The sequence below is a fragment of the Actinomadura verrucosospora genome (genome assembly GCF_039540335.1).
Taxonomy (GTDB): domain Bacteria; phylum Actinomycetota; class Actinomycetes; order Streptosporangiales; family Streptosporangiaceae; genus Spirillospora; species Spirillospora verrucosospora.
The window spans coordinates 213,611-235,533 of sequence record NZ_BAABEV010000006.1 but is presented as its reverse complement, the minus strand read 5'-3'; the positions used below and the strand labels follow the sequence as shown (position 1 = coordinate 235,533).

Here is a 21,923-nt window from a genome sequence, read left to right as displayed (position 1 = left end):
CCCGTCCTCTCACCGTTCCGGGGGGTTCTTCGAAGGCGGCCCGCCGGGTAGACAGGCGGGCATGGGTGAACTGATCTTGGTGCGGCACGGCGAGACCGAGTGGAGCCGGGCGCGGCGGCACACGGGGCGGACGGACCTGCCGCTGACCCCCCGGGGCGAGGAGCAGGCCCGCGCGCTGCGCGGCGCGCTGGCGGGGCGGACCTTCGCGCGGACGCTGGTCAGCCCGGCGGAGCGGGCGCGGCGGACCGCCGAGCTCGCCGGGATGCGGACGGACGAGATCGACCCCGACCTGTGGGAGTGGGACTACGGCGGCTACGAGGGCGTCAGCACCCGGGCGATCCGCGAGGAGCGGCCGGGCTGGTTCCTGTGGGACGACGGCGTGGTCCCGGGCGACGCCGATCACCCGGGTGAGACCGTCGAGCAGGTCGGCGCGCGGGCGGACGCGGTCCTCGCGCGGGCGCGGCCGCTGCTGGCCGGGGGCGACGTCGCGCTGGTCGCGCACGGCCACGTCCTGCGGGTGCTGACGGCACGGTGGCTGGGCCTGGAGCCCGCGCGCGGGCGGCTGTTCGCGCTCGACACCGGGACCGTGTCGGCCCTCGGCTCCGAGCACGACCGGCCGGTCGTCAGCGCGTGGAACGTGCCCGCACCCTGAGGCCTCCCACCGCATAAGGTACCTGTTGGGGGATGTCCCCCAGGGGTACCCAGGGCGAGCGCCCCCGACGGATTGCGAGGACGGAGATGGCGACCAGCGAGACCCCCACCCGCGGGTACACCGCCACGAAGGACCAGCTGCAGACGCGGCTCGCCCGCATCGAGGGCCAGGTGCGCGGCATCGACCGGATGGTCGAGGAGGACCGCTACTGCATCGACATCCTCACCCAGATCAGCGCCGTCCAGGCGGCGCTGGACAAGGTGGCGCTCGGCCTGCTGGACGGGCACGTCCGGCACTGCGTGGCCGAGGGCGCCGAGGAGGGCAAGGGCGAGGCGATGTCGACCGAGCTGATGGCGGCCGTCGGGCGGCTCATGCGCCGCGGCTGAGGCGCCCGCCCGGGCGGCCGCCCTCGGGGTCCCGCTCCCGCGGGTCCTCCGGCTCCGCGCGCTCCATGGTCTCGACGAGCACGCGCCAGCCGTGCAGGAACGGCGCCCGCTCCTCGGGTGCGAGCGTCTCCAGCGCGACCCGCAGCGGCCGCAGCCGCCGCCAGGCGAACCGCTCGGTCGCCTCGCGGTGCCGCTCGCTCAGGCTGATGATCATCCGCCGGCGGTCCCGCTCGTCCGGGCGCCGCTCGACGAAGCCGCCCCGCTCCAGTTCCCCGACCAGCTGGCTGACCGTGGCCGGGCTCAGCGCCATGTGCCCGGCGAGCACGCCGACGGGGACCGGGCCGTGCAGCACCAGCTGCATCAGCGCCGGGACGTGCCGGGGGCCGAGCCCCGCCGCCCGCACCTCGCCGATGAGCTCCTCGGCGTCCTCGCGGCCGCCCTTCAGACCGCGGACGAGCCGGCCCAGGAGCTGGATCATCGTCTCCAGGTCGGCGTCGACCGACGCGTCGGCACCGAACCCTTCCTCGGACATACCTTGAAGTTCAACACATTTCGTGATGCACTGCAAAATATTGAACTTCAAGGCGTTTCGCGCCTTGACCGGCGGGGGCACGGGGCAACTGTCGGAGCCGCGGTGGGACTCGACGCGAGGGGGCCGCTCCATGGCCGAAAGCCCGGCCGCGAAGGTGGCGCCCCCCGGCGGCGCCGGCGGCGGCGAACGGCTCGACCGTCAGACGATCGTCCTCGGCCTGGTCATCGTGTCGGGCACCCTCATGGCGATCCTCGACACCACGATCGTCAACGTCGCGCTGGAGACGCTCGGCCGCGACTTCGACACCGGCCTGTCGACGATCCAGTGGGTCATCACCGGCTACATGCTGGCGATGGGCACCGTCATCCCGCTCACCGGCTGGGCCGTCGACCGGTTCGGCGGGCGCCGCGTGTGGATGACCTCCATCGTGCTCTTCGTCCTCGGGTCGGCCCTGTCGGGCGCGGCCTGGAACATCGAGTCGCTGATCGTCTTCCGGGTCGTGCAGGGGCTCGGCGGCGGCATGCTCATGCCGACCGGCATGGCCATCCTGACGATGGCGGCCGGGCCGCGCCGGATGGGCCGCATCATGAGCATCGTCGGCGTCCCGATGCTGCTCGGGCCCGTGCTCGGCCCCGTCATCGGCGGGTGGCTGGTCCAGGACGTCGACTGGCGCTGGATCTTCTTCGTGAACCTGCCCGTCGGCGCGCTCGCCTTCGCGCTCGCGTGGTGGAAGGTGCCGCACGGCCGGGGGGAGCACGCGGCGCCCGGGATCGACCTGCGCGGGCTGCTCCTGCTGCCGCCCGGGTTCGTCCTGCTCATCTACGGCCTGTCCACCGCGAGCAGCGGCGGCGGCTTCGGCCGCCCGGCCACGATCGCCTGGCTGGCCGGCGGCGTGGCCCTGGTCGCCCTGTTCGCGCTGCACAGCCTCCAGCGCCGCGAGCGCGCGCTGATCGACGTGCGGCTGTTCGCCGACCGGACGTTCGCGACCGCGGCCGCCGCGGTGTTCTTCGTCGGCATCGCGCTGATGGGATCGATGCTGCTGATCCCGCTGTACTACCAGATCGCCCGCGGCGAGGGGGCGCTCGCGGCGGGCCTGCTGCTCGCCCCCCAGGGCCTCGGCGCCGCGACCACGATGCCGCTCGCCGGGGTGGTCACCGACAAGCTCGGCGCCGGGCGGATCGTCCCGGTCGGCATCGTCGTCCTGGTGCTCGGCACCATCCCGTTCGCGACGGTCGGCGCGGACACCCCCTACTGGCTGCTCGGCGGCGCCCTCTACGTGCGGGGCCTCGGGCTCGGCTGCACGATGATGCCCACGATGTCGGCGGCGCTGACGACGCTGGGCCGGGCGGTCGTCCCGCGCGCCAGCAGCACGCTGAACATCATCGTCCAGCTCGGCGGGTCGGTCGGCACGGCGCTGCTCGCCGTCGTCCTGTCCCGGCAGATCAGCGACCGCATCCCGCAGGCGGCCGGCGGCGGGGGCGGCGCCACCAGCGGCATGGGGCAGATCCCCGAGCGGGTCCGCGAGCAGTTCGCGCCCAAGCTGGCCGACGCGTTCGCGCACACGTTCTGGGTCGCGCTCGTCCTCACCGCCGTGCTGATCGTGCCCGCGCTGCTCCTCCCCCGGCACGGCGCCCGCGACCACGACTCCGTCCCGGACGCTCCCCCGATGGGGTGATTCAGGAGGCGATCGACCAGGTGGCCAGGCCCGTCTCGCGCTCGCGCGTGAGGCGCCGGGCCCGCCGCGCGTCCGGCGAGTACCGGAACCGCTCCGGGACGACCTGCGTGGTCCGGTAGAGGCCCTTCAGCGTCACGGTCGCGGCCAGGTCGGAGGTCGGCAGCCCGGGCAGCCCGTACATGCGGCGGGCCCAGCGCGGCAGCGTCGACACGACCAGCACGCCGAGGCCGGGCGCGGCGAGCTTGAGCGGCAGCAGCGGCCGCGGCACGGCGGGGCTGAACATGCGGCGCAGCCCCTCGCGCGCCTCCCGGCACGCGAAGATCTGCCGCCGCATGCCCTCGTAGTAGTCGCGCATGTCCGCGACGGTGGCCGGCACGTCCGCCGGGTCGAGGCCGACGACCGCGGCCGCGCGGCGCTGCTCGTCCACGAACGCGTCGGCGTCGCGGGCGGTCAGCGGCACCCCGGCGCGGCGGGCCACGTCCAGGTAGGAGTCGACCTCGCCCATGTGGACCCACAGCAGGTTCTCGGGGTCGTCGACCGGGAACGTCTCGCCGGTGCGCATGTCGAGGCCGGTCAGCTTGGAGTGCAGCAGGCGGACGCGGCGGCCCACCCGCTCGACCTCCTCGTGCGTGCCGTAGGTGCGGACGCGGACGAACTCGACCGTCCGGACGAGCCGCGCCCACGCCGCGGCGGGGTCCATGAGCTCGGAGTTCTGCGCGGTGCCCCACATCGTGCGCGGATGCAGGGCCTGGAGCAGCAGCGCCCGGATCCCGCCGACGATCAGCACGGGCTCGCCCATGACATGCCAGGTCACCGACCCCGGCCCGAACAGGCCGTGGTCCGGCCTCTCCTCGCTGGCCTCGCGCATCCCGACCGCCTTCCGCCGCCGCGGCCGGGCGCGCCGCCGGGCCGCGTAATCGAAGGCTTACCCTGCCATGACGGCCGTCACACGATCAATCCCGGTCGTCCTCCGCGATCGCCTCGTCCTGCTCCCCGGGCTCGGTCTGCTCGGTGATCCAGGCGAGGTAGTCCATGCTGCCCGCCACCACCGGCGTCGCGATGATCTCCGGGGTGTCGTAGGAGTGCCCTTCGGTGATCAGGGAGGCCAGCTCGTCGAACCGGTCGGCGGAGGTCTTGAACAGCACCATCCACTCCTCGGCCGACTCGATCTCCCCCTCCCACCAGTAGGTGCTGGCGATCGGCCCCACCAGCTGCGCGCAGGCCGCGAGCCGCTCGGCGACCGCCGAGCGGGCCAGCTCGGCCGCCTCCGCGCGGGAGTCGGTCGTGGTCGTCACCTGCACGTATGAGTCCGCCATGGCACGACTCCTTCCCGCTCGCCGGGTGGGCACGCCCCCGGGTAGGCAAGTGTCAACGGGCCGGACGGACGACGAGCGCGCTGCCGCCGCCCCGCCGTGTCGGCTCGGCGACCGCCTGGACGAGCCCGGGCCGCAGGAACTCCAGCCCGGTCGCGGCGCCGATCACACCCCGCGGCGGACCGGGGAACAGCTCCAGCCGGTGCCCGCGGGCGGCGAGGTCGCGGCCGTACCGGTCGATGAACGCCTGCTCGGCGAAGACCTGCGGGGTGTTGCGCTGCGTGGCGCGCGGCGCTGCGAGCGCGGCGGGCAGGTCCATGCCGAGGTCGATGCGGTTGACCAGGATCTGCAGCACGGTGGTGATGATCGTCGAGCCGCCGGGCGTGCCGACGGCGAGCCGCGGGCGCCCGTCCACGAGCACCAGGGTCGGCGCCATGCTGCTGCGCGGCCGCTTGTGCGGGCCGGGCAGGTTCGGGTCGGGAGCCTGGCCGGGCGCCGGCGGCTGGAAGGAGAAGTCGGTCAGCTCGTTGTTCAGCAGGAACCCGCGCCCCGGCACGGTGATGCCGCTGCCCCCGAACTGCTCGATCGACAGCGTGTAGGACACGACGTTCCCCCACTTGTCGGCGACGACGAGGTGGGTGGTCTGCGGGCCCTCGAACGCCAGCGCCCTGGTCTGGGTGCCCGGCGGGACGCACGGCTCGTAGCGGCCGTCGGGCGAGCCGGGGGCGACCGGCGCGGCCGCCGCCTGGTCCGGCCTGATCTGGCAGGCGCGCTCGCGGGCGAACCCTGAGGACAGCAGCTCCGCCAGCGGCACGTCCACCTTGTCGGCGTCGCCGACGTAGCGGCCGCGGTCGGCGTAGGCGAGCTTGGACGCCTCCAGGTAGTAGTGCAGGGCTGTGACGGGGTCGCGCGGGTCGAGCCGGAAGTTGCCGAGGATGTTGAGCGCCTCGCCGACCGTGGAGCCCCCGGACGACGACGGCGGCATGCCGTACACGTCCGTCCCCCGGTAGGGGACGTGGGTGGGCTTGCGCGGCACCGCCCGGTAGGCGTCGAGGTCGCCGCGCTCCATCAGGCCGGGGCGGACCTCGCGGGTCGCCTTCGGGTCCACCGGCGGCCGGGCGACCGTCCTGACGATCTCCTTGCCGAGCCCGCCCTCGTAGAACCAGCCGGTGCCGCGCCTCGCCAGCTCCCGGTAGGTGCCGGCGAGGTCGGGGTTGCGGAACACCGAGCCGACCTCGGGCACCTTCCCGCCGGGCAGGAACAGCTCGCGGGTCGGGACGATGTCGCGGAAGCGCGCCTCGTTCACCGCGGTCTGGTCGTGGAACTCCTGGTCGACGACGAAGCCGCGGTCCGCGACCCTGATCGCCGGGCGCAGCAGGGCGCCGAGGTCGCGGCTGCCGAACCGGCGCAGGGCGAGGTCCCACTGGGCGAGCGTGCCGGGCACGCCGACGCTCAGGCCGCTGGTGACGGCCTGGTCGAACGGCAGCGGCTTGCCCGTCGCGGGGTCGAGGAAGGAGTCCTGGCGCATCCGCCGCGGCGCGAACTCGCGGCCGTCGAGCGCGTACACGCGGCGCGTCCTGGCGTCGTAGTACGTGATGAAGCCGCCGCCGCCGATGGCCGACACGTACGGCTCGGTGACCCCGAGCGTCGCGGCGGACGCGACCGCCGCGTCCATCGCGTTGCCGCCTCGCTTGAGGACCTCCAGCGCCGTCCGGCTGGCCTCCGGGTCGACGGTGGAGACCGCGCCGCCGAATCCGGTCGCGACCGCCTGCTTGGCCGGCGGTGCCGGCGCGGGCCTCGGGACGGGCGCGGCGCCCGCCGCGACGGGGACGGTGAGAGACGCGGCGGTCGCCAGGGCGGCCACGGCGGCCGTGCGGCGGCGGATCCGCGATCGTCCCGGCGGCGCCGGCGGGCGGGGCGGGGACGTGTGCGAGGGCGACGGGGAGCGCAACACCGGACCTCCAGACGAACGCGGCGCCCCTACGGTGCCATCGATCTTCGGCCCGCGCCAGCGTCCGCACCGGCCGACCCCGGTCGCGCCCGGTCCCGGAGGGCCGCGCGCAACAAAGATCATTAAGCGCTTTCTCCATTGGAAATGAGGCGTATTCGCTCGGAACGCTCCACCAGAAAGGGATTCGGTCTCCCTGTGCCGAGCGTGAGTGATCCGCTGCGACACGTCGCCGACCTGCGGGGGTTGGCAGGATCCGACAACCGCCTGACCACACTAATCACCCACAAAACGTTGCTATTTTGCCCATACTTGGTGAATTCTTAGGGACTTCAGCAAGCCGTCACCTCGCGAACAGCGGCGCGGGTTCAGGCCTGGGGGATCACCTATGACCTTGGACATGCGCATGCGCAACAACATGTTCCGCCGGCTGCCGGTCGAGCAGGCGACCGGCCGGCTCTACGGCGGCCGGCACCGGCTCCGCGTGGTGTACCGGACCCGCGACCTCGTCGTGCTCGGCCTCGGCGTTATGATCGGATCCGGCATCTTCAAGATCGCCGGCGAGCAGGCGTCCTCCACGGCGGGGCCCGGCGTGCTCGTGTCGTTCCTCATCGCGGGCGGGGTGTGCGTGCTGGCGGCGCTCGCCTTCGCCGAGCTCTCCTCGATCATCCCGGTCGCGGGCAGCGCGTACTCCTTCGCCTACGTCGCGTTCGGCGAGATCTGGGCGTGGGTCGTCGGCTGGGCCCTGATCATGGAGCTGCTGCTGGCCGCGTCGGTGCTCGCCCGGGTGTGGTCCCTCTACGCGACGCAGGCGCTGCACGACTTCGGGGTGCCGATCCCGAGCGGGCTCGGCGACCTGATCGGCCAGCAGAAGGGGCCGGACGTGTTCGCGCTCGGCATCCTGCTGCTGGTCGTCCTGATGCTCGCCGGCGGCAGCCGGATGAGCCTGAAGACGCTGTGGTTCATGGTGCTGGCCAAGGTCATCGTGATCGGGCTCGTCATCGCGACCGCGCTGAAGTTCTTCCACCCCGGCAACCTCACCCCCTTCCTGCCGCCCTCGCAGCCCGCGCCCGCGGGCGACAAGACGGTGCTGGACGCCGTGCTCGGCGCCGTCGGCGGCGGCACCCCGCACGTGTTCGGGACCTGGGGCATGCTCGCGGCGGCGCCCGCGATCGCCTTCGCCTACATCGGGTTCGACCTGATCGCGACGGCCTCGGAGGAGACCGACGACGCGCCCCGCAAGGTCCCGCGCGGGATCATCACCGCCCTGGTCACCGCGATCGTGCTGTACGTGGCCGTGGCGTTCGCGCTGGTCGGCATGATGGGGATGGACGGCATCGCCAAGCTCAACCCCGACAAGCTGCTGCTCGCCGCGGCCTTCGACTCGGTCGGCGCGGGCGCGATGGGCAAGATCGTCGACGTGGGTGCGATGCTCGCGCTGACCACCGTGATCCTGGTGCTGATGATCAGCCTGACCCGGGTGGTGTTCTCCATCTCGCGCGACGGCCTGCTGCCGCGCCCCCTGGCCGCGATGAGCCGCTACAAGGTGCCGTCCCGCGCCACGCTCGTCGCCGGCGGCGCGGCGATCGTCATGTCGCAGACGGTCGACGTGCTCACGCTGGAGCAGCTCGTCGTGATCGGCACCCTGTTCGCGTTCCTGTTCGTCGCGGCGGCGGTGCTGGCGCTGCGCCGCTCCCGGCCCGACCTGCACCGCCCCTTCCGGATGCCGGCGGCGCCGCTGGTCGTCCTCGTGGCGATCGTCGCGGTGGGCTGGCTGATGCTGAACCTGAACGTCCAGACCTGGGGGTACTTCGCCGTCTGGATGGGCGTCGGGCTCGTCCTCTACCTGGTCTACGGGCGCCGCAAGAGCCAGATGAAGCTCCTCCTGGACGCGCCGCCCGAGCGCCCGGCCACCGCGCGGCTGGCCCCGGCCCCGCCGCCCGGCATGGCGCCCCCGCCCGGCATGGCACCTCAGCCCGGCATCGCACCTCAGCCCGGCATCGCACCTCAGCCCGGCATGGCACCGTCTCCGCACATGGCGCCTCCGCCCGGCCCGCGGGACGTCCACTCCTCCCCCGGGCCCTACGGGACGGGGACCCGGCCCGCCGAACGGCGCCCCGGCGCGCCCGAGAGCCCCTACCCGACCGGCCGGTACTCGACGGGACGGCAGCCGGGCGGCCAGTTCGCCCGCGACCCCCGCCATCCCGGCGAGCGCGCCCCGGAGCGGTACCCCTCCGCCCGCTCCGACGATCCGTACACGCTCGATCCGTACACCCTCGATCCGTACACCCTCGATCCGGGCACCTCGGACCCGTACGGGCCGCGGGGCGAAAGCGGTCAGAGCGGGGAGCACCAGGAGCCGCCGCACGGCGGCCGGCACCGCCGCTGAGGCCGCACCGCAGAACTTCTGTTTTGTGAAGTTCCGCCCAAACCCGGCCCGCTGAACGACGGGCCCGCCGAACGACTCAGGGCGCCGCCCCCTCCCCGGGGCGGCGCCCTCGTCTCGTCTCCGGAGGAAGGGACTGGACAGCGGGCCCGGTCCGGGTTATGTTCTTCTCATATCGAGATGAACTCATCCTGAGACTTACTCAGTCCGAGATCGACGGGAGGCGGGCGGATGGGCCCGGAGCCGAGGCGCGACGAGAGCGACTTCCTCGCGAACTACGACCCGCGCGACTACGACCCGGTCGCCGTGACGGTGGACGTGGTCGCCCTCACCATCCGCGACGGCGCCCTCCACGTCCTGCTCGTGCGGCGGGGGAACGCCCCCTACGAGGGGATGTGGGCGCTGCCCGGCGGCTTCGTCCAGGCAGGCGGCCCGCTCCAGGGAACCGACGCCGAGGACCTGCCCGACGCGGCCGTCCGGGAGCTGGCCGAGGAGACAGGGCTCAGCGCCAAGGGCGGCGCACTCGGCCGGGTCCATCTGGAGCAGCTCGGGACCTACGGCTCCCCCGGCCGCGACCCGCGGATGCGCGTCATCTCCGTCGCCTACCTGGCGTTCGCGCCCGAACTGCCGGACCCCGAGGCGGGCGGCGACGCGGCCGACGCCGCGTGGTCGCCGGTGGACGCGCTGGGCCTGGCCGACTCGGGGCGCCAGCGCCCCGGCACCACCCGCCGGCTGGCGTTCGACCACGCGCGGATCCTGTCGGACGGGCTGGAGCGGGCCCGCGGGAAGCTGGAGTACACCCCGCTCGCCACGGCGTTCTGCGACGGCGAGTTCACCATCCCCGAGCTGCGCTCGGTGTACGAGGCGGTGTGGGGCGAGGAGCTGCACGCCGGCAACTTCCACCGCAAGGTCCTGTCCGTCCCGGGGTTCGTGGAGAGCACCGGCGCCACGTCCGACCGCGGCGGCCGCCGGGGCGGCCCGCGGCCCCGCCTCTACCGCGCGGGCGACGCCCGGCTCCTGCACCCGGCCCTGCTGCGGCCCAGCAGGGAGGAGGAGATCAGATGAGCGAAGCGAACCGGGGGGTGTGGGGGGTCGCCCCCCCACAGAGAGCACAGATGCGCGAAGCGAACCGGGGGGCGTGGGGGGTCGCCCCCCCACAAGGAGCACAGATGAGCGAGACGGAACTGGAGGACGCGCTGGCGCGGCTCGGCCGGGCCCGCGTTCCCGCCGACCTGTTCGGCGACGACCAGGCGGAGGCGGTGCGGCGGTACCGGCGGCTGGCCCGGCTCGTCCACCCGGACGCGGGCGGCGGCCGGACCGAGGAGGCGTTCGTCAGGCTGACCTCGCTCTGGCGCGCCTACAACCGCGGCGACGAGACGCTGATCACCACGCGCCGCCACGCGTACCGGCTGGAGGGCGACCCCATCGGCGGCGATCTCGCGGTGCTGTACGCGGCGCGCCCGGAGCCGGGCGGCCGGGTGCTGCTGAAGATGCCGCGCGACCCCGCCGACGGCGATCTGCTCGAACGCGAGGCCGTGGCGCTCCGGCAGCTTCCGAAGGACGGCGACGCCCGGTTCCTGCCCTACGTGCCGCGGCTCGTCGAGTCGTTCCAGCACCGGGACGCCGCCACCGGGACGCAGCGGCAGGTCAACGTGATCGCCGCGCTGGACGGCTTCCACAGCCTCGCCGAGGTCGGGCGCGCCTTCCCGGACGGCGTCGACCCGCGCGACGCCGCCTGGATGTGGCGGCGGCTGCTCGCGGGCCTCGGCTTCGCGCACCGCGCGGGCGTCCTGCACGGCGCGGTGCTCCCCGACCACGTGATGATCCACCCGGAGGAGCACGGCCTGGTCCTGGTCGACTGGTGCTACTCCGTCCCCGGCTGCCACGCGCACGCCGACCCCTCGGGCCGGGTGCCGGCGATGGTCGACCGGTACGCCGGCTGGTACCCGCCCGAGGTGCCCGGACGGCGGGCGGCGAGCCCGGCGACCGACATCTTCATGGCCGCCCGGTGCATGACCGGCCTGATGGGCGACAAGGCCCCGAAGGCGATGCGCTCGTTCGCGCGCGGCTGCACGCTGCCGGCGCAGAACCGGCGCCCCGCCGACGCCTGGCGGCTGCTGGCCGAGTTCGACGAGCTGCTGGAGCGGCTCTACGGCCCGCGCCGCTTCCGCCCCTTCCACATGCCCGCCCCCCACTGAAGGAGAGAGAGATCATGGGAAGCGGAAACTGGTCCACCGACGTCTACGCCGCGCGCGCGAGCTACCGCGCGTCCACCGGCGCCAGCGCGTTCGCCTACTCCGACGGCGGCGCGACCGCCGTCCACCCCGACCTGGACCCGCGCGGCGTGACCTTCCGCGAGAGCCGGGACTCCGCCGACCACCCCGAGTCGCTCGCGATCGGCGTGCTGTTCGACGTGACCGGCTCGATGGGGACCGTCCCGCGGACGCTGCAGGCCAAGCTCCCCGACCTGCTCGGGTTGCTGCTGCGCAAGGGGTACGTCGAGCACCCGCACATCCTGTTCGGCGCGGTCGGCGACGCGACCTGCGACCGGGCCCCGCTGCAGGTCGGGCAGTTCGAGGCCGACAACCGGATGGACGACGACCTCGGCAGGATCCTGCTCGAGGGCGGGGGCGGCGGCCAGATGCGCGAGTCCTACGAGCTGGCCATGTACTTCATGGCGCGGCACACCGCGATCGACTGCTTCGACAAGCGCGGCAAGCGCGGCTACCTGTTCATGATCGGTGACGAGCTGGCCTACCCGAAGGCGAAGCGGCGCGAGATCGCCGCGCTGATCGGCGGCGAGCCGGACGAGGACGTCCCGATCGCGAAGCTCGTCCGTGAGCTGCAGACGAAGTACGACGTGTACTTCATCATCCCGGAGGGCGCCTACCACGCCGGCAACCAGGACCTGAAGGACTTCTGGCAGGGGCTGCTCGGCCAGAACGTGCTCTACCTGGACGACCTGGACGCCGTCTGCGAGACGATCGCGCTGACGATCGGCCTCGCCGAGGACGCCATCGACCTGGGCGAGGGGCTGGAGCACCTCGCGGAGGCGGGCTCGGGCGCCGGCGCCTCGGTGTCGCGCGCGCTCGCCCGGCTGGACGCGGCCCGCGCGCCGGTCGCCGTCTCCTCCACGCCGCCCGGCCTGGACGCCTCCGGCCCGTCCGCGACGACCCGGCTCTGATCCATGGACCACGTGATCGTCGTCGACCTCGGCTTCGGGGACGCCGGCAAGGGCACGGTCGTCGACCACCTCTGCCGCACCGGTGCGCCCTCGGTGGTCGTGCGGTTCAACGGCGGCGCGCAGGCCGCGCACAACGTCGTCGCGCCGGACGGGCGGCACCACACGTTCGCCCAGTTCGGCTCGGGCACGTTCACGCCGGGAGTGCTGACGCACCTGTCGCGGTTCATGCTCGTCGACCCGCTGGCGCTCGCGGCCGAGGCCGACCACCTGCGCGCGCTGGGCGTCCCCGACGCGCTAGACCGGCTCACCGTCGACGGGGACGCGCTGCTCACGACGCCCTACCACCGGGCCGCCAACCGCGCGCGGGAGTCGGCGCGCGGCGCGGCCCGGCACGGGTCGTGCGGGATGGGCGTCGGCGAGACCGCGTCCTACGCCCTGGCGCACGACGACGCGCCGCGGGCGGCCGACTGCCTGTCGCCCGCCCGGCTGCGGCGCCGGCTCGCCGCCGTCCGCGACTGGTACCGGGCCGCGTTCCCCGACGGCGAGGACGTCCCCGGCGCCGACGCGTGCGCCGAGGCGTTCACCGCGTTCGCCGAGCGGGTGCGGATCGTCGGCCCCGGGCACCTGCCCGCGCTGCTCCGCGCGGGGAGCGCGGTGTTCGAAGGCGCCCAGGGCGTCCTGCTGGACGAGTGGCACGGCTTCCACCCGTACACGACGTGGTCGACGACGACGTTCGCCAACGCCGAGACCCTGCTGGCCGAGGCGGGCGCGTCCGCGGCGCGGCTGGGGGTGCTGCGCGCGTACGCGACCCGCCACGGCCCCGGACCGTTCGTCACCGAGGACCCGGCGCTGACCGCGGACCTCCCCGACCCGCACAACGGCACGGGACGCTGGCAGGGCGCGTTCCGGGTCGGCCACCTCGACGCCGTGGCGCTCCGGTACGCGCTGGAGGTGGCGGGCGGCGTTGACGGCCTGGCGGTCACGCACCTGGACGTCGCGGGGGCGCGTCCAGACCTGCGTGTCTGCCACTCCTACGAGATGGACGGCGGCCGGGTCGGGCGCCTGGAAACGGGACCGCCCGACCTGGAGCGCCAGGCCGCCCTCACCCGCCGCCTCCTGGCGGCGCGCCCGGTGTACGCCCCGCTCGGCGACCCGGTGGAGACGATCGAGGACGCGCTCGGCGCGCCCGTCGTCCTGCGCTCCCACGGCCCCACCTCGACCGACAAGCGCGCTGACCACTTCCGGACACCCATTGACCTGAGCGTGCGCTGAGACCAAGATCCCGCTAACGCCGCGGCTCTTCCGGAGGTGGACGTTGCGTCTCCCCCTGCGCACCCTGTCGGCATTCGCGGCGCTCGCCGCGTCCCTCGCGCCGCTGACCGGACCGGCCGCCGCACCGCCCGCCGCGGCGCAGGCCGCCGACGGCTGCGACCCGATCGACCCGGCCGCGTGCCTGCTCCCGTTCCCGAACGACTACTACACGGTCGCCGACGGCGGCACGCCCACCGGCCGCCGCGTCCACCTGCGCACGACGCTGAAGAACGCGCTCGGCGTGCCCGTGTCGCCGGACGACTGGAACCGCGCCGACGGCTTCTCCCCCGGCTCGATGCTGCTCAGCCGCGTCCCCGGCCTCGACCTGGCCCGCACCGGCGCCGCGCCCGTCACCGACATCGGCGCCTCGCTGCGCGACGACGCCCCGATCGTCATCGTCGACACCGCGACCGGCGAGCGCTGGCCGTACTGGGCCGAACTCGACGCGAACGCGCCCGCCGACCGCCGGGCGCTGATCGTCCGCCCGGCCCGCAACTTCCGCGAGGGCCACCGCTACGCCGTCGCGCTTCGCGACCTGCGCGACGCGTCAGGAGACCTGATCCGGCCGAACGCCGCGTTCGCCAAAATCCTCGGGCCCGACCTGCCGGCGACCGACCCGCTCGCGGCGCGGCAGCGGGAGGGCAGGCGGGTGCTCGCCGCGCTCCGGGCCCGCGGAGTGGGCCACGACGGCCTGTACCTCGCCTGGGACTTCACCGTCGCGAGCCGGCAGAGCCTCACCGGGCCCGTGCTCCGCATGCGCGACGACACGCTGCGCGGTCTCGGCGACCGCTCCCCCTCGTTCCTCGTCACGCAGGTGACCGACGACGTGGACGACAAGATCGCCCGGGAGGTGAAGGGGGTCGTCTGGGCGCCGAGCTACCTCGACCAGTACGGCGGGCCGCCCGGATCGGCCCTGCACCGCGGCGCGGACGGCATGCCCTCGCGGCTGCCGGGCAACTCCCAGGCCGTCCCGTTCCAGTGCGAGATCCCGCGCTCGGCGCTCGCCCGCCCCGCGCGCCCCGCCCTCTACGGGCACGGCCTGCTCGGCAGCGAGGGCGAGGTCGACGCGGGCAACGTCAAGGCGATGGCCGCCGAGCACGGCTTTATGTTCTGCGCGACCAAGTGGATCGGCATGGCGGACGAGGACGTCCCGAACGTCGTGACCGCGCTCGCCGACCTCTCCCGCTTCCGGACGGTCGCCGACCGCCTCCAGCAGAGCCTCGTGAACTTCACCTTCCTCGGACGCGCGATGACCCGCGGGTTCGCGGGGAACAAGGCGTTCCGCGACGACGCGGGCGCGCCCCTGATCGACACCGGCGCCGAGCTGACCTACGACGGCAACAGCCAGGGCGGCATCATGGGCGGCGCGCTCACCGCGATCTCCCCCGACGTCCGCCGCGCCGTCCTCGGCGTCCCGGCGATGAACTACAGCACACTGCTCAACCGCAGCGCCGACTTCCCGCAGTACGCCAAGATCCTCGACCTGTTCTACCCGGACAAGCTCGACCAGCAGATCGGCCTCGCGCTCATCCAGATGCTGTGGGACCGGGGCGAGGCCAACGGCTACGCCTGGCACATGACCGACGACCCGCTGCCGAACACGCCGAAGCACCGCGTGCTGATGCACGTGGCGTTCGGCGACCACCAGGTCGCCCCGGTCGCCGCCGAGGTCGAGGCGCGCACGATCGGCGCCCGCGTCCACGCGCCGACCGTCGTCCCCGGCCGCAGCCCGGACAAGGCGCCTTACTGGGGCATCCCGACGTTCGGGACGTCCTACGACGGCTCCGCCATGGTCGTGTGGGACAGCGGCTCCCCCGTCCCGCCGCTCACCAACACGCCCCCCACCGAGGGACGCGACCCGCACTCCGACCCCCGCGGCAACGCGGACGCGCGCCGGCAGAAGGCGGCCTTCCTCACCACGGGCGCCGTCGTGGACGTGTGCGGCGGGGGACCCTGCGTGATCACGCCCTGATCCGGACCTGAGATGATCGGGTCCATGCTGCAGGTCTGCCCCAACGGAAGCCGGACCGAGGGCGTGCCGACGTCCCCGGAGGAGATCGCCGCGGCGGTCCGCGCCGCGGCCGACGTGGGCGCCCAGGACGCCCACCTGCATCCCAAGGACGACGCGGGGGCCGACACCCTCGCCGCGCCCCGCGTCGCCGAGACCATCGCCGCCGTCCGCGCCGCGACCCCGTCGATCCCCGTCGGGGTGACCACCGGCGCCTGGGCCGCGCCCGACCCGGTCGAGCGCGCCGCGCTGGTGCGCTCCTGGACCGTCCTGCCCGACCACGCCTCGGTGAACTTCCACGAGGAGGGCGCCGAGCTCGTCGCCGAGGCGCTGTTCGAACGCGGCGTCGCGATCGAGGCGGGGATCTTCTCCGGCACCGACGCGGCGGCGCGGTTCCTCGGCTGGCCGCACGCCCACCACGTGCTGCGGATCCTCGCGGAGATCACCGACACCGACCCGGAGACCGCGACCGACACCGCCAAGGCGCTGCTGCACGACCTCGGCACGCGCCTGTCGCGCCCGATCCTGCTGCACGGCGAGGACGGCGGCGCGTGGCCGGTGCTGCGGCTCGCCGTCAGGCTGAACCTCGACGTCCGCATCGGCCTGGAGGACACCCTCGAACTCCCCGACGGCTCTCCGGCCGCCGACAACGCGGTCCTCGTCCAGACGGCCCGCGCCCTCCTCGCGCCTTAGGCGCCCGCGGACCCGGGCGTCAGGAGCGCGGGTTGTGGCCCGCGGCGTCCAGGCGCGCCCAGCCGGCCTCCCACAGCTCGTCGCGGTGCCGGTCGCAGCGGCGCCGGACGAGGGCGTAGGCGATCAGGACGGGCAGCGCGCAGCCGAGCACGGTGGCGCCGGCCGCGTACACCGCGTCGGTGACGGTGCGGCTGTGCGGGCGGGGCCGGACGGTCGGTTCGCTGTGCCGGTCCACCCAGATCGTCCGGTGCGCGCCGACCCTGGCGTCCTTCCAGGCGGGCAGGGACCCGGCGTGGGGTCTGCCGTCCGCGCCCGGCCAGCTGGCCTGGACCGTCTCGTGGATGTAGCGGTCGCCGGAGGATCCGAGGCCGCCGGTCGAGGTGACCGTGGCGACGACCTGGCGGCGGTCGGCCCGCTCCGCGTTCTCCGCGCGCGTCCCCGCGGAGTAGGACAGGGACGCGGTCCAGGCGGCGAGCGGCGGGGCGACGCCGAGCAGCAGCAGGAGGAGGCCGAGAGCGACCATCCGCTGGACGCGGTCCACCGGACGGCGCAGTTCACTGCGCTCCAAGCCGAGGCGCCGGCGCAGCCGCGTGAGCGGCGGGCCTCCTCGGCCGATGCCGGACCTGCGCATCCGCGTTCACCTCCCCGGGGCATGCCCTCCCGGCAAGAGGCCTTTAGCCATCTTTTCCCAGGATATTCCCGCGCTCGTTGATCGGCACGTCACCGGTGGCCGAATCATCTCCCGTTTCCGGGCCGTTATGCGGGGCCGAGGACCGAATCCGGGCGGCGGCCGGGGCCTCGGAGCGCGCGTCCCGGCCCGTCCCGGCGGCCAGGGCGAGCAGCGCGCCGAGCAGGCACATCCCGGCGGTGATCCAGAAGATCTCCCGGTATTCGGTCCGCAGCGCGTCCTGGAGGGCCGCCTCGTAGACCTTCATCTGCTTCGCGAACTCGCCCTTGGACATCAGGAACGGCAGCGGCGGCTTCAGGTCGGCCGTGAGGGCGTGGAACCGGTGGAAGCCCCACGCGGTCAGCGCGGAGATCCCGAGCAGCATCCCCATCATCCGCGCGACGACCACGGCCGCGGACGCGACGCCGTGCCGCGCGGCCGGGACGAACGCCAGCACCGCCGACGACACCGGCGCGATCACCAGGCCGAGGCCGAGCCCCGTCACGACGAGGTCGACGTCCATCCTCGGCAGCGGGCCGTAGGACGCCCCCGCCAGATCGGCCGGCCAGCCGGCGATCAGCAGGTAGCCGCCGGCGGAGACCGCCATCCCCACGACCATCGGCCACCGCTCCCCCACCCGCCGGGCGACCAGACCCCCGGCCACCGCCGCGACGGGCAGCGCCACGAGGAACCGCGTGAGCAGCAGCGCGCCGTCCGTCGCGTCCTTGTGCAGGACGGTCTGCGCGACCAGCACGACGTCCACGAGCGTCACCATCAGCGCCGCGCCCGACAGCAGGCTCACGCCGAGGGTCGCCAGCAGCGGCCCCCGCCGCACGCCCGACAGGTCGAGCAGCCGCGTCCGGGACCTGATCTCCCACAGCACGAACACCGCCAGCACGGCGGCTCCCGCGCCCAGCGCCGGCAGGCCCCACGGAGGCAGGGCCGCCTCCTGCGGTTCGGGGTTGTAGACGGCGGCGACCAGCAGCCCGAGCCCGAGGGCCAGCAGCAGGCCCCCCACGACGTCCACGCCCGGCCGCGCTTCCCGTGGGGGGACGACCCCCCGCACCCCCCGGTTCGCTTCGCTCATCCGAGCACTCTGTGGGGGGTCGACCCCCCACACCCCCCGGTTCGCTTCGCTCATCTCTGCTCCCTGTGGGGGGCCGACCCCCCACACCCCCCGGTTCGCTTCGCTCATCTCTGGGCCGGACCCGCGCCCGCCCGGCACCGCGACCTGCACGGCCGCCATGGCGACCGCGACCAGCGGCAGGTTGATCCAGAAGATCGCCCGCCAGTCGAGCGCCGCCGCGATCCCCGCCCCGTACAGGGGGCCCAGCACGCTTCCCAGCTCCTGCGCCGCCCCCACCGCGCCGAGCACGACCGGCCGCTGCCGCTCCTCCCAGAGGTCGCCGGCCAGCGCCATCGTCACCGGCAGCAGCGCGCCGCCCGCGACGCCCTGCACGACCCGTCCCGCCGTCAGCACCGGGACGCCGTGCGCCAGCGCCGTCACCACGGACCCGGCCGCGAAGAACACCAGGCACGCCTGCAGCACCGGCCGCCGCCCGAACCGGTCCGACAACTGCCCGAGCAGCGGCATCGCCGCCACGTACCCCAGCAGGAACCCGGTCAGGACCGGCGTCACCCGCTCCAGCCGGTTCACGGGGATCCCGAGGTCCTTGACCACCGGCACCAGGATCGTCGTGACGACGTAGGCGTCCAGCGCGGCGAGCAGCACCACCGCGCCGCCGGCGCCGATCGCGACCCGGCGACGCCCGCTCACCGCGGCGCGCTGATCTTGTACGGGGCGTCGAACTCGGTGAACCTGATCGTCACCGACCCCTTGTCCTTCGGGAACGTCCCCCGCACCTTCAGCAGCCGGTGGTCGGCCTTGCTCACCCACACCTGGCCGTCCATGTCCTCCCCGATGCCGGGGATCAGGCCGGCGACCTGGTCCTTGGGCAGCTTCGCGGCCACCCGGTAGGCGTCCTTGCCGTCCACCTTCTCCACCGCCTCGGGCGACGGCCCCTGCGCCGACGTCAGCAGCTTCGCGATCCCCCGCTGCGGGTCGAGCACCGCCGACGGGTCGTACACGCTCGCCGCGAGGCCCTTGGGCAGCTTGCGCCAGCCGCCGGTCCCGGCGTCGAGGTAGATGCTGTCGCCCACCGCGACGACCTTCATCTCGACCTTCTGCCCCTGCTGCTCCACCGCCAGCGTTCCCTCGGCGTCGCCGCTGCGGAGCAGCTTCATGTCGCCGCCCTTCACCATGACCGGCGTCGTGCCCTCCGACTCCAGGGTGAACGCGACGCTCTTGAGGCCCCCCATGGCCTGCGCGGCCTGCCGGAGCGTCTGCGCGGCGTCGAAGTCGGCCTTCTTCGCGGGCCCGCCGGACCCGCCGTCGCAGGCGCCGGTGAACACCAGCGCGAGCAGGACGGGCACGAGAGCGAGGATGCGTCTGGACATACGCGGGACCCTACCGACGGGTACCACCACCCGTCACTCGGTACCAGGTATGACATCCCACCCCCTCAGGTAGGACGTCGTGGGCGGTGCGGGTGTGGGACATCGGGGTTCGCGGTGGCCCCGGTGAAACGGCCGCCGCTAGGATTGCACCCGGCGACGCCCCGGCCGGTCCGGGGATGCGCCTGGGGCGGTAGCTCAGCTGGTCAGAGCAGGAGACTCATAATCTCCCGGTCGCGGGTTCGAGTCCCGCCCGCCCTACCCATGGCGGCACACCGTTCCCGGAGCGGAGCGCGCCCTCTTCCGGGGCCCTACGCGGGCCACTCCGGGCGGCGCTTCTCCAGGAACGCCGCCATCCCCTCCTGCGCCTCCGGAGTCTGGCTGGACGCGGCCATCACCTCGATCGCGTAGGCGTAGGCGTCCTGTTCGGGGCGGTCGAACTGGGCGTACATCGCCTGCTTGCCGAGGGCCTTGCTGCGCGGGCTGCCCTGGGTGGCGCGCCGCAGGAGGTCGTCGACGGCCTTGTCTAGCTCGTCGTCGGGGACCGCGTAGTTGATCAGCCCCCACTCGGCGGCCGTGGCCGCGTCGACGACCTCGCCGGTGAGGGCCATCTCGGCGGCGCGCTTGCGGCCGACGTTGCGGGAGATCGCCACCAGGGGCGTGTGGCAGAACCAGCCGCCCTTGCCGCCGGGCGCGGCGAAGCCCGCGCTCTCCGCGGCGACGGCGAGGTCGCAGCTCGCCACGAGCTGGCAGCCGGCGGCGGTCGCGAGGCCGTGCACGCGGGCCACCACCACCTGCGGGACGGACTGGATCGTCCGCATCAGGTCCGTGCAGACCCGCAGCAGGTCGCGGGCGTCGGCGTGGGACGCGCCGGCCATGTCGGCGAAGTCGTGCCCGGCGGAGAAGACCGGACCGTTGGCGGCGAGGACCACGCCGAGGGCGTCGGTGTCCCCCACCTCCCGGAACGCCTCGGTGAGGCGGAGGAGGAAGGCGCGGGAGAGCGCGTTGCGGCGGCGGGGCCGGTTCATCGTGATCGTGGTGAAGGGACCGTCGCGGTGCAGCAGGACGTCGTCGTCTTCGCTCATGTTCCCGACGTTACGTCAGACCCTCGTCGTACGGTGGTCCGGCGTCCACGAGCCGAGGGGGGCATGGCCTTGAAACTTCTCACCGCCACCAACTCCAGCCAGGGATTCCGCGGCAACGACTTCGACTGGTGCGTCGAAGGCGAGCTGGTCCACATCGGGACGGTGTGCGCCCGCGACCGCGACGACCCCGACGGCGGCTGCGGATGCGGCCGCTCCTTCGCCGGGCTCAACTCCCATCGCGCCACCACGACCGCGATGGTCCGCGAGATCCCGGGCTTCACCGACGCCGACTACGTCCTGGCCATCCGCTCCAGCCTCGAACAGCAGGGCTGCGACCCCTCCTTCGCCGAGCACGAGGCGGCCCTGCTGCGCTGCCTCGTGCGCGACTGGCCGGTGGGGGTGGTCGTCGAGCGCCGGCTGGATGAGATCGTGGTACGGCAGGTCGTCCAACCCTAGTCATGGAGGTGCGCGATGCTCGTCGCGTTCTCGGTCACCCCGCTCGGCGCGGGCGAGGAGGTCGGCGAGCTCGTCGCCGAGGCGGTCCGGGTGGTGCGGGCGAGCGGCCTGCCCAACCGGACCGACGCCATGTTCACCACGATCGAGGGCGAGTGGGACGAGGTGATGGCCGTGGTGAAGGCCGCCACCGACGCGGTCGCGGCGCGGGCGCCGCGGGTGAGCCTGGTCGTCAAGGCCGACATCCGCCCCGGCGTGACCGGCGCCCTCGACGCCAAGGTCGAGTCGGTGGAGCGCCGCCTCAGGTGAAGCAGGCCCGCACGCCGTTCTCGCCGCCGCGCGAGAAGGCGCGCAGCCGCTGGACGGCCGAGCCGTGGTCGCCGGGTCTGGTCCAGGGCGTCCGGTCGCCGATGACCGCGAAGGCGTCCACCAGCTCCTGCTCGTCGCCGTCCTCCAACCGCAGCGTGCCGTCGTCGGACGAGCCGTAGAGGGCGGCGCCCGCGAGGCAGTCGGCCTGCAGCTCCGCGGCGGGCGACACCAGGCCTCGCCGGAGCCGGTTCTGGACGGCGTGGCCCCACTCGTGCGAGATCACGAGGTAGACCCACGCGTCGCCGCGCGCGTACCCCGACCGCATCAGGTGGGCGTCCCAGGCGACGAAGTCCCCGGAGGGGCAGTAGGCCGCGTTGTCGGGTTCGAAGCGCTCGCGGCCGCAGACCGGCGCTGAGGCCGGATCGCGTCCGTCGTAGAGGCCGACGACGCGCGGTGAGCTGTACTCCCCCGTGAACAGGCGGTTCCAGTGCCGCCGCCAGAAGTCGTCGGTGAGCGTTTCGGCGGTGCGGACGTCCTCCCGGAACCCGCGCTCGTCGAACATGGCCGGGGCGGGCGCGCGGGACGCGACCCGGGTGCTCTGCGCCGCGGGGCGGGCGCCGGGTCCCGCGGCCGCCGGTTGGAACTCGCAGGCGCCCGTCAGCGCGGCCAGCGCGAGCGCTCCGGCGAGGGCGGCGCGCCGCCGCGAACGGTTCCCTGCCGTCTGCCTCATGACGGGTCATACGCGCGCGGCCCCCCAGAAGGTCGAACACTCACCCGAATCGGCCCGCACTGTGCTCCCCGCACAACCCGAACGACGTTCGATTGGACCCTCGCCCCGTCTTGCCCGCGGCCCGTGGACGCAGGTCG

General features: G+C 74.1%; 21 protein-coding genes and 1 tRNA gene. 13 read left to right on the top strand and 9 right to left on the bottom strand.

The genetic code is table 11. The annotated features are described in order from the left end of the window. Positions 1-61 precede the first annotated feature (61 nt). A complete protein-coding gene (locus ABD944_RS09920; RefSeq protein WP_345174610.1) occupies positions 62-652 on the top strand; it encodes a histidine phosphatase family protein in 591 nt (196 codons plus the stop codon). 86 nt (positions 653-738) lie between these two features. Beyond that, positions 739-1,038, top strand: coding sequence for a metal-sensitive transcriptional regulator (locus ABD944_RS09915; protein WP_089312530.1), 300 nt, complete (start codon positions 739-741; stop codon positions 1,036-1,038). Here the strand turns inward: ABD944_RS09915 and ABD944_RS09910 are convergent. Continuing rightward, entirely contained in the window at positions 1,022-1,570 is a 549-nt protein-coding gene (locus ABD944_RS09910) for a MarR family winged helix-turn-helix transcriptional regulator (protein ID WP_345174607.1), read from the bottom strand. The genes ABD944_RS09915 and ABD944_RS09910 overlap by 17 nt on opposite strands. Positions 1,571-1,700: 130 nt before the next feature. Here ABD944_RS09910 and ABD944_RS09905 point away from each other — a divergent pair, with 130 nt between their 5' ends. Then, positions 1,701-3,245 (top strand): MDR family MFS transporter, encoded by a 1,545-nt coding sequence (locus ABD944_RS09905; RefSeq protein ID WP_345174604.1) that lies wholly within the window; start codon positions 1,701-1,703, stop codon positions 3,243-3,245. 1 nt (position 3,246) lies between these two features. Here ABD944_RS09905 and ABD944_RS09900 read toward each other — a convergent pair whose 3' ends face one another. The 3 genes from ABD944_RS09900 to ggt all read right to left on the bottom strand — a co-directional run bounded on the left by ABD944_RS09900 (position 3,247) and on the right by ggt (position 6,512). Beyond that, a complete protein-coding gene (locus ABD944_RS09900; protein WP_345174602.1) occupies positions 3,247-4,113 on the bottom strand; it encodes an oxygenase MpaB family protein in 867 nt (288 codons plus the stop codon). A gap of 85 nt (positions 4,114-4,198) precedes the next feature. Then, on the bottom strand, positions 4,199-4,561 hold the full coding sequence (gene cutA, locus ABD944_RS09895) for a divalent-cation tolerance protein CutA (RefSeq protein WP_345174600.1): 363 nt from the start codon (positions 4,559-4,561) through the stop codon (positions 4,199-4,201). 52 nt (positions 4,562-4,613) lie between these two features. Then, positions 4,614-6,512: a gamma-glutamyltransferase gene (gene ggt / locus ABD944_RS09890; RefSeq protein ID WP_345174599.1), complete on the bottom strand. Its 1,899-nt coding sequence runs from the start codon at positions 6,510-6,512 to the stop codon at positions 4,614-4,616. 382 nt (positions 6,513-6,894) lie between these two features. Here ggt and ABD944_RS09885 point away from each other — a divergent pair, with 382 nt between their 5' ends. The 7 genes from ABD944_RS09885 (at position 6,895) to ABD944_RS09855 (ending at position 16,088) form a co-directional block, all read left to right on the top strand. Further along, the gene (locus ABD944_RS09885; RefSeq protein WP_345174596.1) at positions 6,895-8,895 is read left to right on the top strand and encodes an amino acid permease; all 2,001 of its coding nucleotides are present in this window, start codon (positions 6,895-6,897) and stop codon (positions 8,893-8,895) included. A 228-nt stretch (positions 8,896-9,123) separates the two neighbouring features. Next, complete coding sequence (locus tag ABD944_RS09880) at positions 9,124-9,957, top strand: NUDIX hydrolase (RefSeq protein ID WP_345174594.1); 834 nt, start codon at positions 9,124-9,126, stop codon at positions 9,955-9,957. A gap of 104 nt (positions 9,958-10,061) precedes the next feature. Next, the gene (locus tag ABD944_RS09875) at positions 10,062-11,090 is read left to right on the top strand and encodes a molecular chaperone DnaJ (protein ID WP_345174592.1); all 1,029 of its coding nucleotides are present in this window, start codon (positions 10,062-10,064) and stop codon (positions 11,088-11,090) included. Between the two features lie 14 nt (positions 11,091-11,104). Beyond that, positions 11,105-12,076, top strand: coding sequence for a hypothetical protein (locus ABD944_RS09870; RefSeq protein WP_345174590.1), 972 nt, complete (start codon positions 11,105-11,107; stop codon positions 12,074-12,076). Between the two features lie 3 nt (positions 12,077-12,079). Beyond that, positions 12,080-13,348, top strand: coding sequence for an adenylosuccinate synthetase (locus ABD944_RS09865; protein ID WP_345174587.1), 1,269 nt, complete (start codon positions 12,080-12,082; stop codon positions 13,346-13,348). 43 nt (positions 13,349-13,391) lie between these two features. Further along, positions 13,392-15,359, top strand: a complete 1,968-nt coding sequence (locus tag ABD944_RS09860) for a hypothetical protein (RefSeq protein ID WP_345174585.1) — start codon at positions 13,392-13,394, stop codon at positions 15,357-15,359. Positions 15,360-15,383: 24 nt separating this feature from the next. Continuing rightward, positions 15,384-16,088: a 3-keto-5-aminohexanoate cleavage protein gene (locus tag ABD944_RS09855; protein ID WP_345174583.1), complete on the top strand. Its 705-nt coding sequence runs from the start codon at positions 15,384-15,386 to the stop codon at positions 16,086-16,088. A gap of 19 nt (positions 16,089-16,107) precedes the next feature. Here ABD944_RS09855 and ABD944_RS09850 read toward each other — a convergent pair whose 3' ends face one another. Genes ABD944_RS09850 through ABD944_RS09840 form a run of 3 tightly spaced genes read right to left on the bottom strand, consistent with a single transcriptional unit; the run spans position 16,108 to position 19,212 of the window. Beyond that, the gene (locus ABD944_RS09850) at positions 16,108-16,719 is read right to left on the bottom strand and encodes an Rv1733c family protein (protein WP_345174582.1); all 612 of its coding nucleotides are present in this window, start codon (positions 16,717-16,719) and stop codon (positions 16,108-16,110) included. Between the two features lie 43 nt (positions 16,720-16,762). Further along, positions 16,763-18,532 (bottom strand): MFS transporter, encoded by a 1,770-nt coding sequence (locus tag ABD944_RS09845; protein ID WP_345174581.1) that lies wholly within the window; start codon positions 18,530-18,532, stop codon positions 16,763-16,765. Continuing rightward, positions 18,529-19,212, bottom strand: coding sequence for an LppX_LprAFG lipoprotein (locus ABD944_RS09840; protein ID WP_345174579.1), 684 nt, complete (start codon positions 19,210-19,212; stop codon positions 18,529-18,531). Before ABD944_RS09840 ends, ABD944_RS09845 begins: the two co-directional genes overlap by 4 nt. Before the next feature lie 184 nt (positions 19,213-19,396). On the opposite strand from ABD944_RS09840, the gene ABD944_RS09835 reads away from it, so the two are divergent. Beyond that, positions 19,397-19,470, top strand: a tRNA-Ile gene (locus tag ABD944_RS09835). A 50-nt stretch (positions 19,471-19,520) separates the two neighbouring features. Here the strand turns inward: ABD944_RS09835 and ABD944_RS09830 are convergent. Beyond that, positions 19,521-20,294, bottom strand: a complete 774-nt coding sequence (locus ABD944_RS09830; protein ID WP_345174577.1) for an enoyl-CoA hydratase-related protein — start codon at positions 20,292-20,294, stop codon at positions 19,521-19,523. A gap of 63 nt (positions 20,295-20,357) precedes the next feature. On the opposite strand from ABD944_RS09830, the gene ABD944_RS09825 reads away from it, so the two are divergent. Both ABD944_RS09825 and ABD944_RS09820 read left to right on the top strand, forming a co-directional pair. Beyond that, the gene (locus ABD944_RS09825; RefSeq protein WP_185023356.1) at positions 20,358-20,750 is read left to right on the top strand and encodes a DUF7715 family protein; all 393 of its coding nucleotides are present in this window, start codon (positions 20,358-20,360) and stop codon (positions 20,748-20,750) included. Between the two features lie 15 nt (positions 20,751-20,765). Beyond that, entirely contained in the window at positions 20,766-21,056 is a 291-nt protein-coding gene (locus ABD944_RS09820) for an MTH1187 family thiamine-binding protein (RefSeq protein WP_141577257.1), read from the top strand. Here the strand turns inward: ABD944_RS09820 and ABD944_RS09815 are convergent. Continuing rightward, the gene (locus tag ABD944_RS09815; protein ID WP_345174571.1) at positions 21,049-21,786 is read right to left on the bottom strand and encodes a neutral zinc metallopeptidase; all 738 of its coding nucleotides are present in this window, start codon (positions 21,784-21,786) and stop codon (positions 21,049-21,051) included. The genes ABD944_RS09820 and ABD944_RS09815 overlap by 8 nt on opposite strands. Positions 21,787-21,923: the final 137 nt, after the last annotated feature.

Bases quoted from the DNA above. Each gene is read 5' to 3' on its own strand.
- ABD944_RS09850 (WP_345174582.1), bottom strand. From the start codon at position 16,719: ATGCGCAGGTCCGGCATCGGCCGAGGAGGCCCGCCGCTCACGCGGCTG.
- ABD944_RS09920 (WP_345174610.1), top strand. From the start codon at position 62: ATGGGTGAACTGATCTTGGTGCGGCACGGCGAGACCGAGTGGAGCCGG.
- ABD944_RS09910 (WP_345174607.1), bottom strand. From the start codon at position 1,570: ATGTCCGAGGAAGGGTTCGGTGCCGACGCGTCGGTCGACGCCGACCTG.
- ABD944_RS09905 (WP_345174604.1), top strand. From the start codon at position 1,701: ATGGCCGAAAGCCCGGCCGCGAAGGTGGCGCCCCCCGGCGGCGCCGGC.
- ABD944_RS09875 (WP_345174592.1), top strand. From the start codon at position 10,062: ATGAGCGAGACGGAACTGGAGGACGCGCTGGCGCGGCTCGGCCGGGCC.
- ABD944_RS09855 (WP_345174583.1), top strand. From the start codon at position 15,384: ATGCTGCAGGTCTGCCCCAACGGAAGCCGGACCGAGGGCGTGCCGACG.
- ABD944_RS09865 (WP_345174587.1), top strand. From the start codon at position 12,080: ATGGACCACGTGATCGTCGTCGACCTCGGCTTCGGGGACGCCGGCAAG.
- ABD944_RS09825 (WP_185023356.1), top strand. From the start codon at position 20,358: ATGGCCTTGAAACTTCTCACCGCCACCAACTCCAGCCAGGGATTCCGC.
- ABD944_RS09880 (WP_345174594.1), top strand. From the start codon at position 9,124: ATGGGCCCGGAGCCGAGGCGCGACGAGAGCGACTTCCTCGCGAACTAC.
- ABD944_RS09815 (WP_345174571.1), bottom strand. From the start codon at position 21,786: ATGAGGCAGACGGCAGGGAACCGTTCGCGGCGGCGCGCCGCCCTCGCC.
- ABD944_RS09840 (WP_345174579.1), bottom strand. From the start codon at position 19,212: ATGTCCAGACGCATCCTCGCTCTCGTGCCCGTCCTGCTCGCGCTGGTG.
- cutA (WP_345174600.1), bottom strand. From the start codon at position 4,561: ATGGCGGACTCATACGTGCAGGTGACGACCACGACCGACTCCCGCGCG.
- ABD944_RS09915 (WP_089312530.1), top strand. From the start codon at position 739: ATGGCGACCAGCGAGACCCCCACCCGCGGGTACACCGCCACGAAGGAC.
- ABD944_RS09885 (WP_345174596.1), top strand. From the start codon at position 6,895: ATGACCTTGGACATGCGCATGCGCAACAACATGTTCCGCCGGCTGCCG.
- ABD944_RS09830 (WP_345174577.1), bottom strand. From the start codon at position 20,294: ATGAGCGAAGACGACGACGTCCTGCTGCACCGCGACGGTCCCTTCACC.
- ABD944_RS09870 (WP_345174590.1), top strand. From the start codon at position 11,105: ATGGGAAGCGGAAACTGGTCCACCGACGTCTACGCCGCGCGCGCGAGC.
- ABD944_RS09900 (WP_345174602.1), bottom strand. From the start codon at position 4,113: ATGCGCGAGGCCAGCGAGGAGAGGCCGGACCACGGCCTGTTCGGGCCG.
- ABD944_RS09820 (WP_141577257.1), top strand. From the start codon at position 20,766: ATGCTCGTCGCGTTCTCGGTCACCCCGCTCGGCGCGGGCGAGGAGGTC.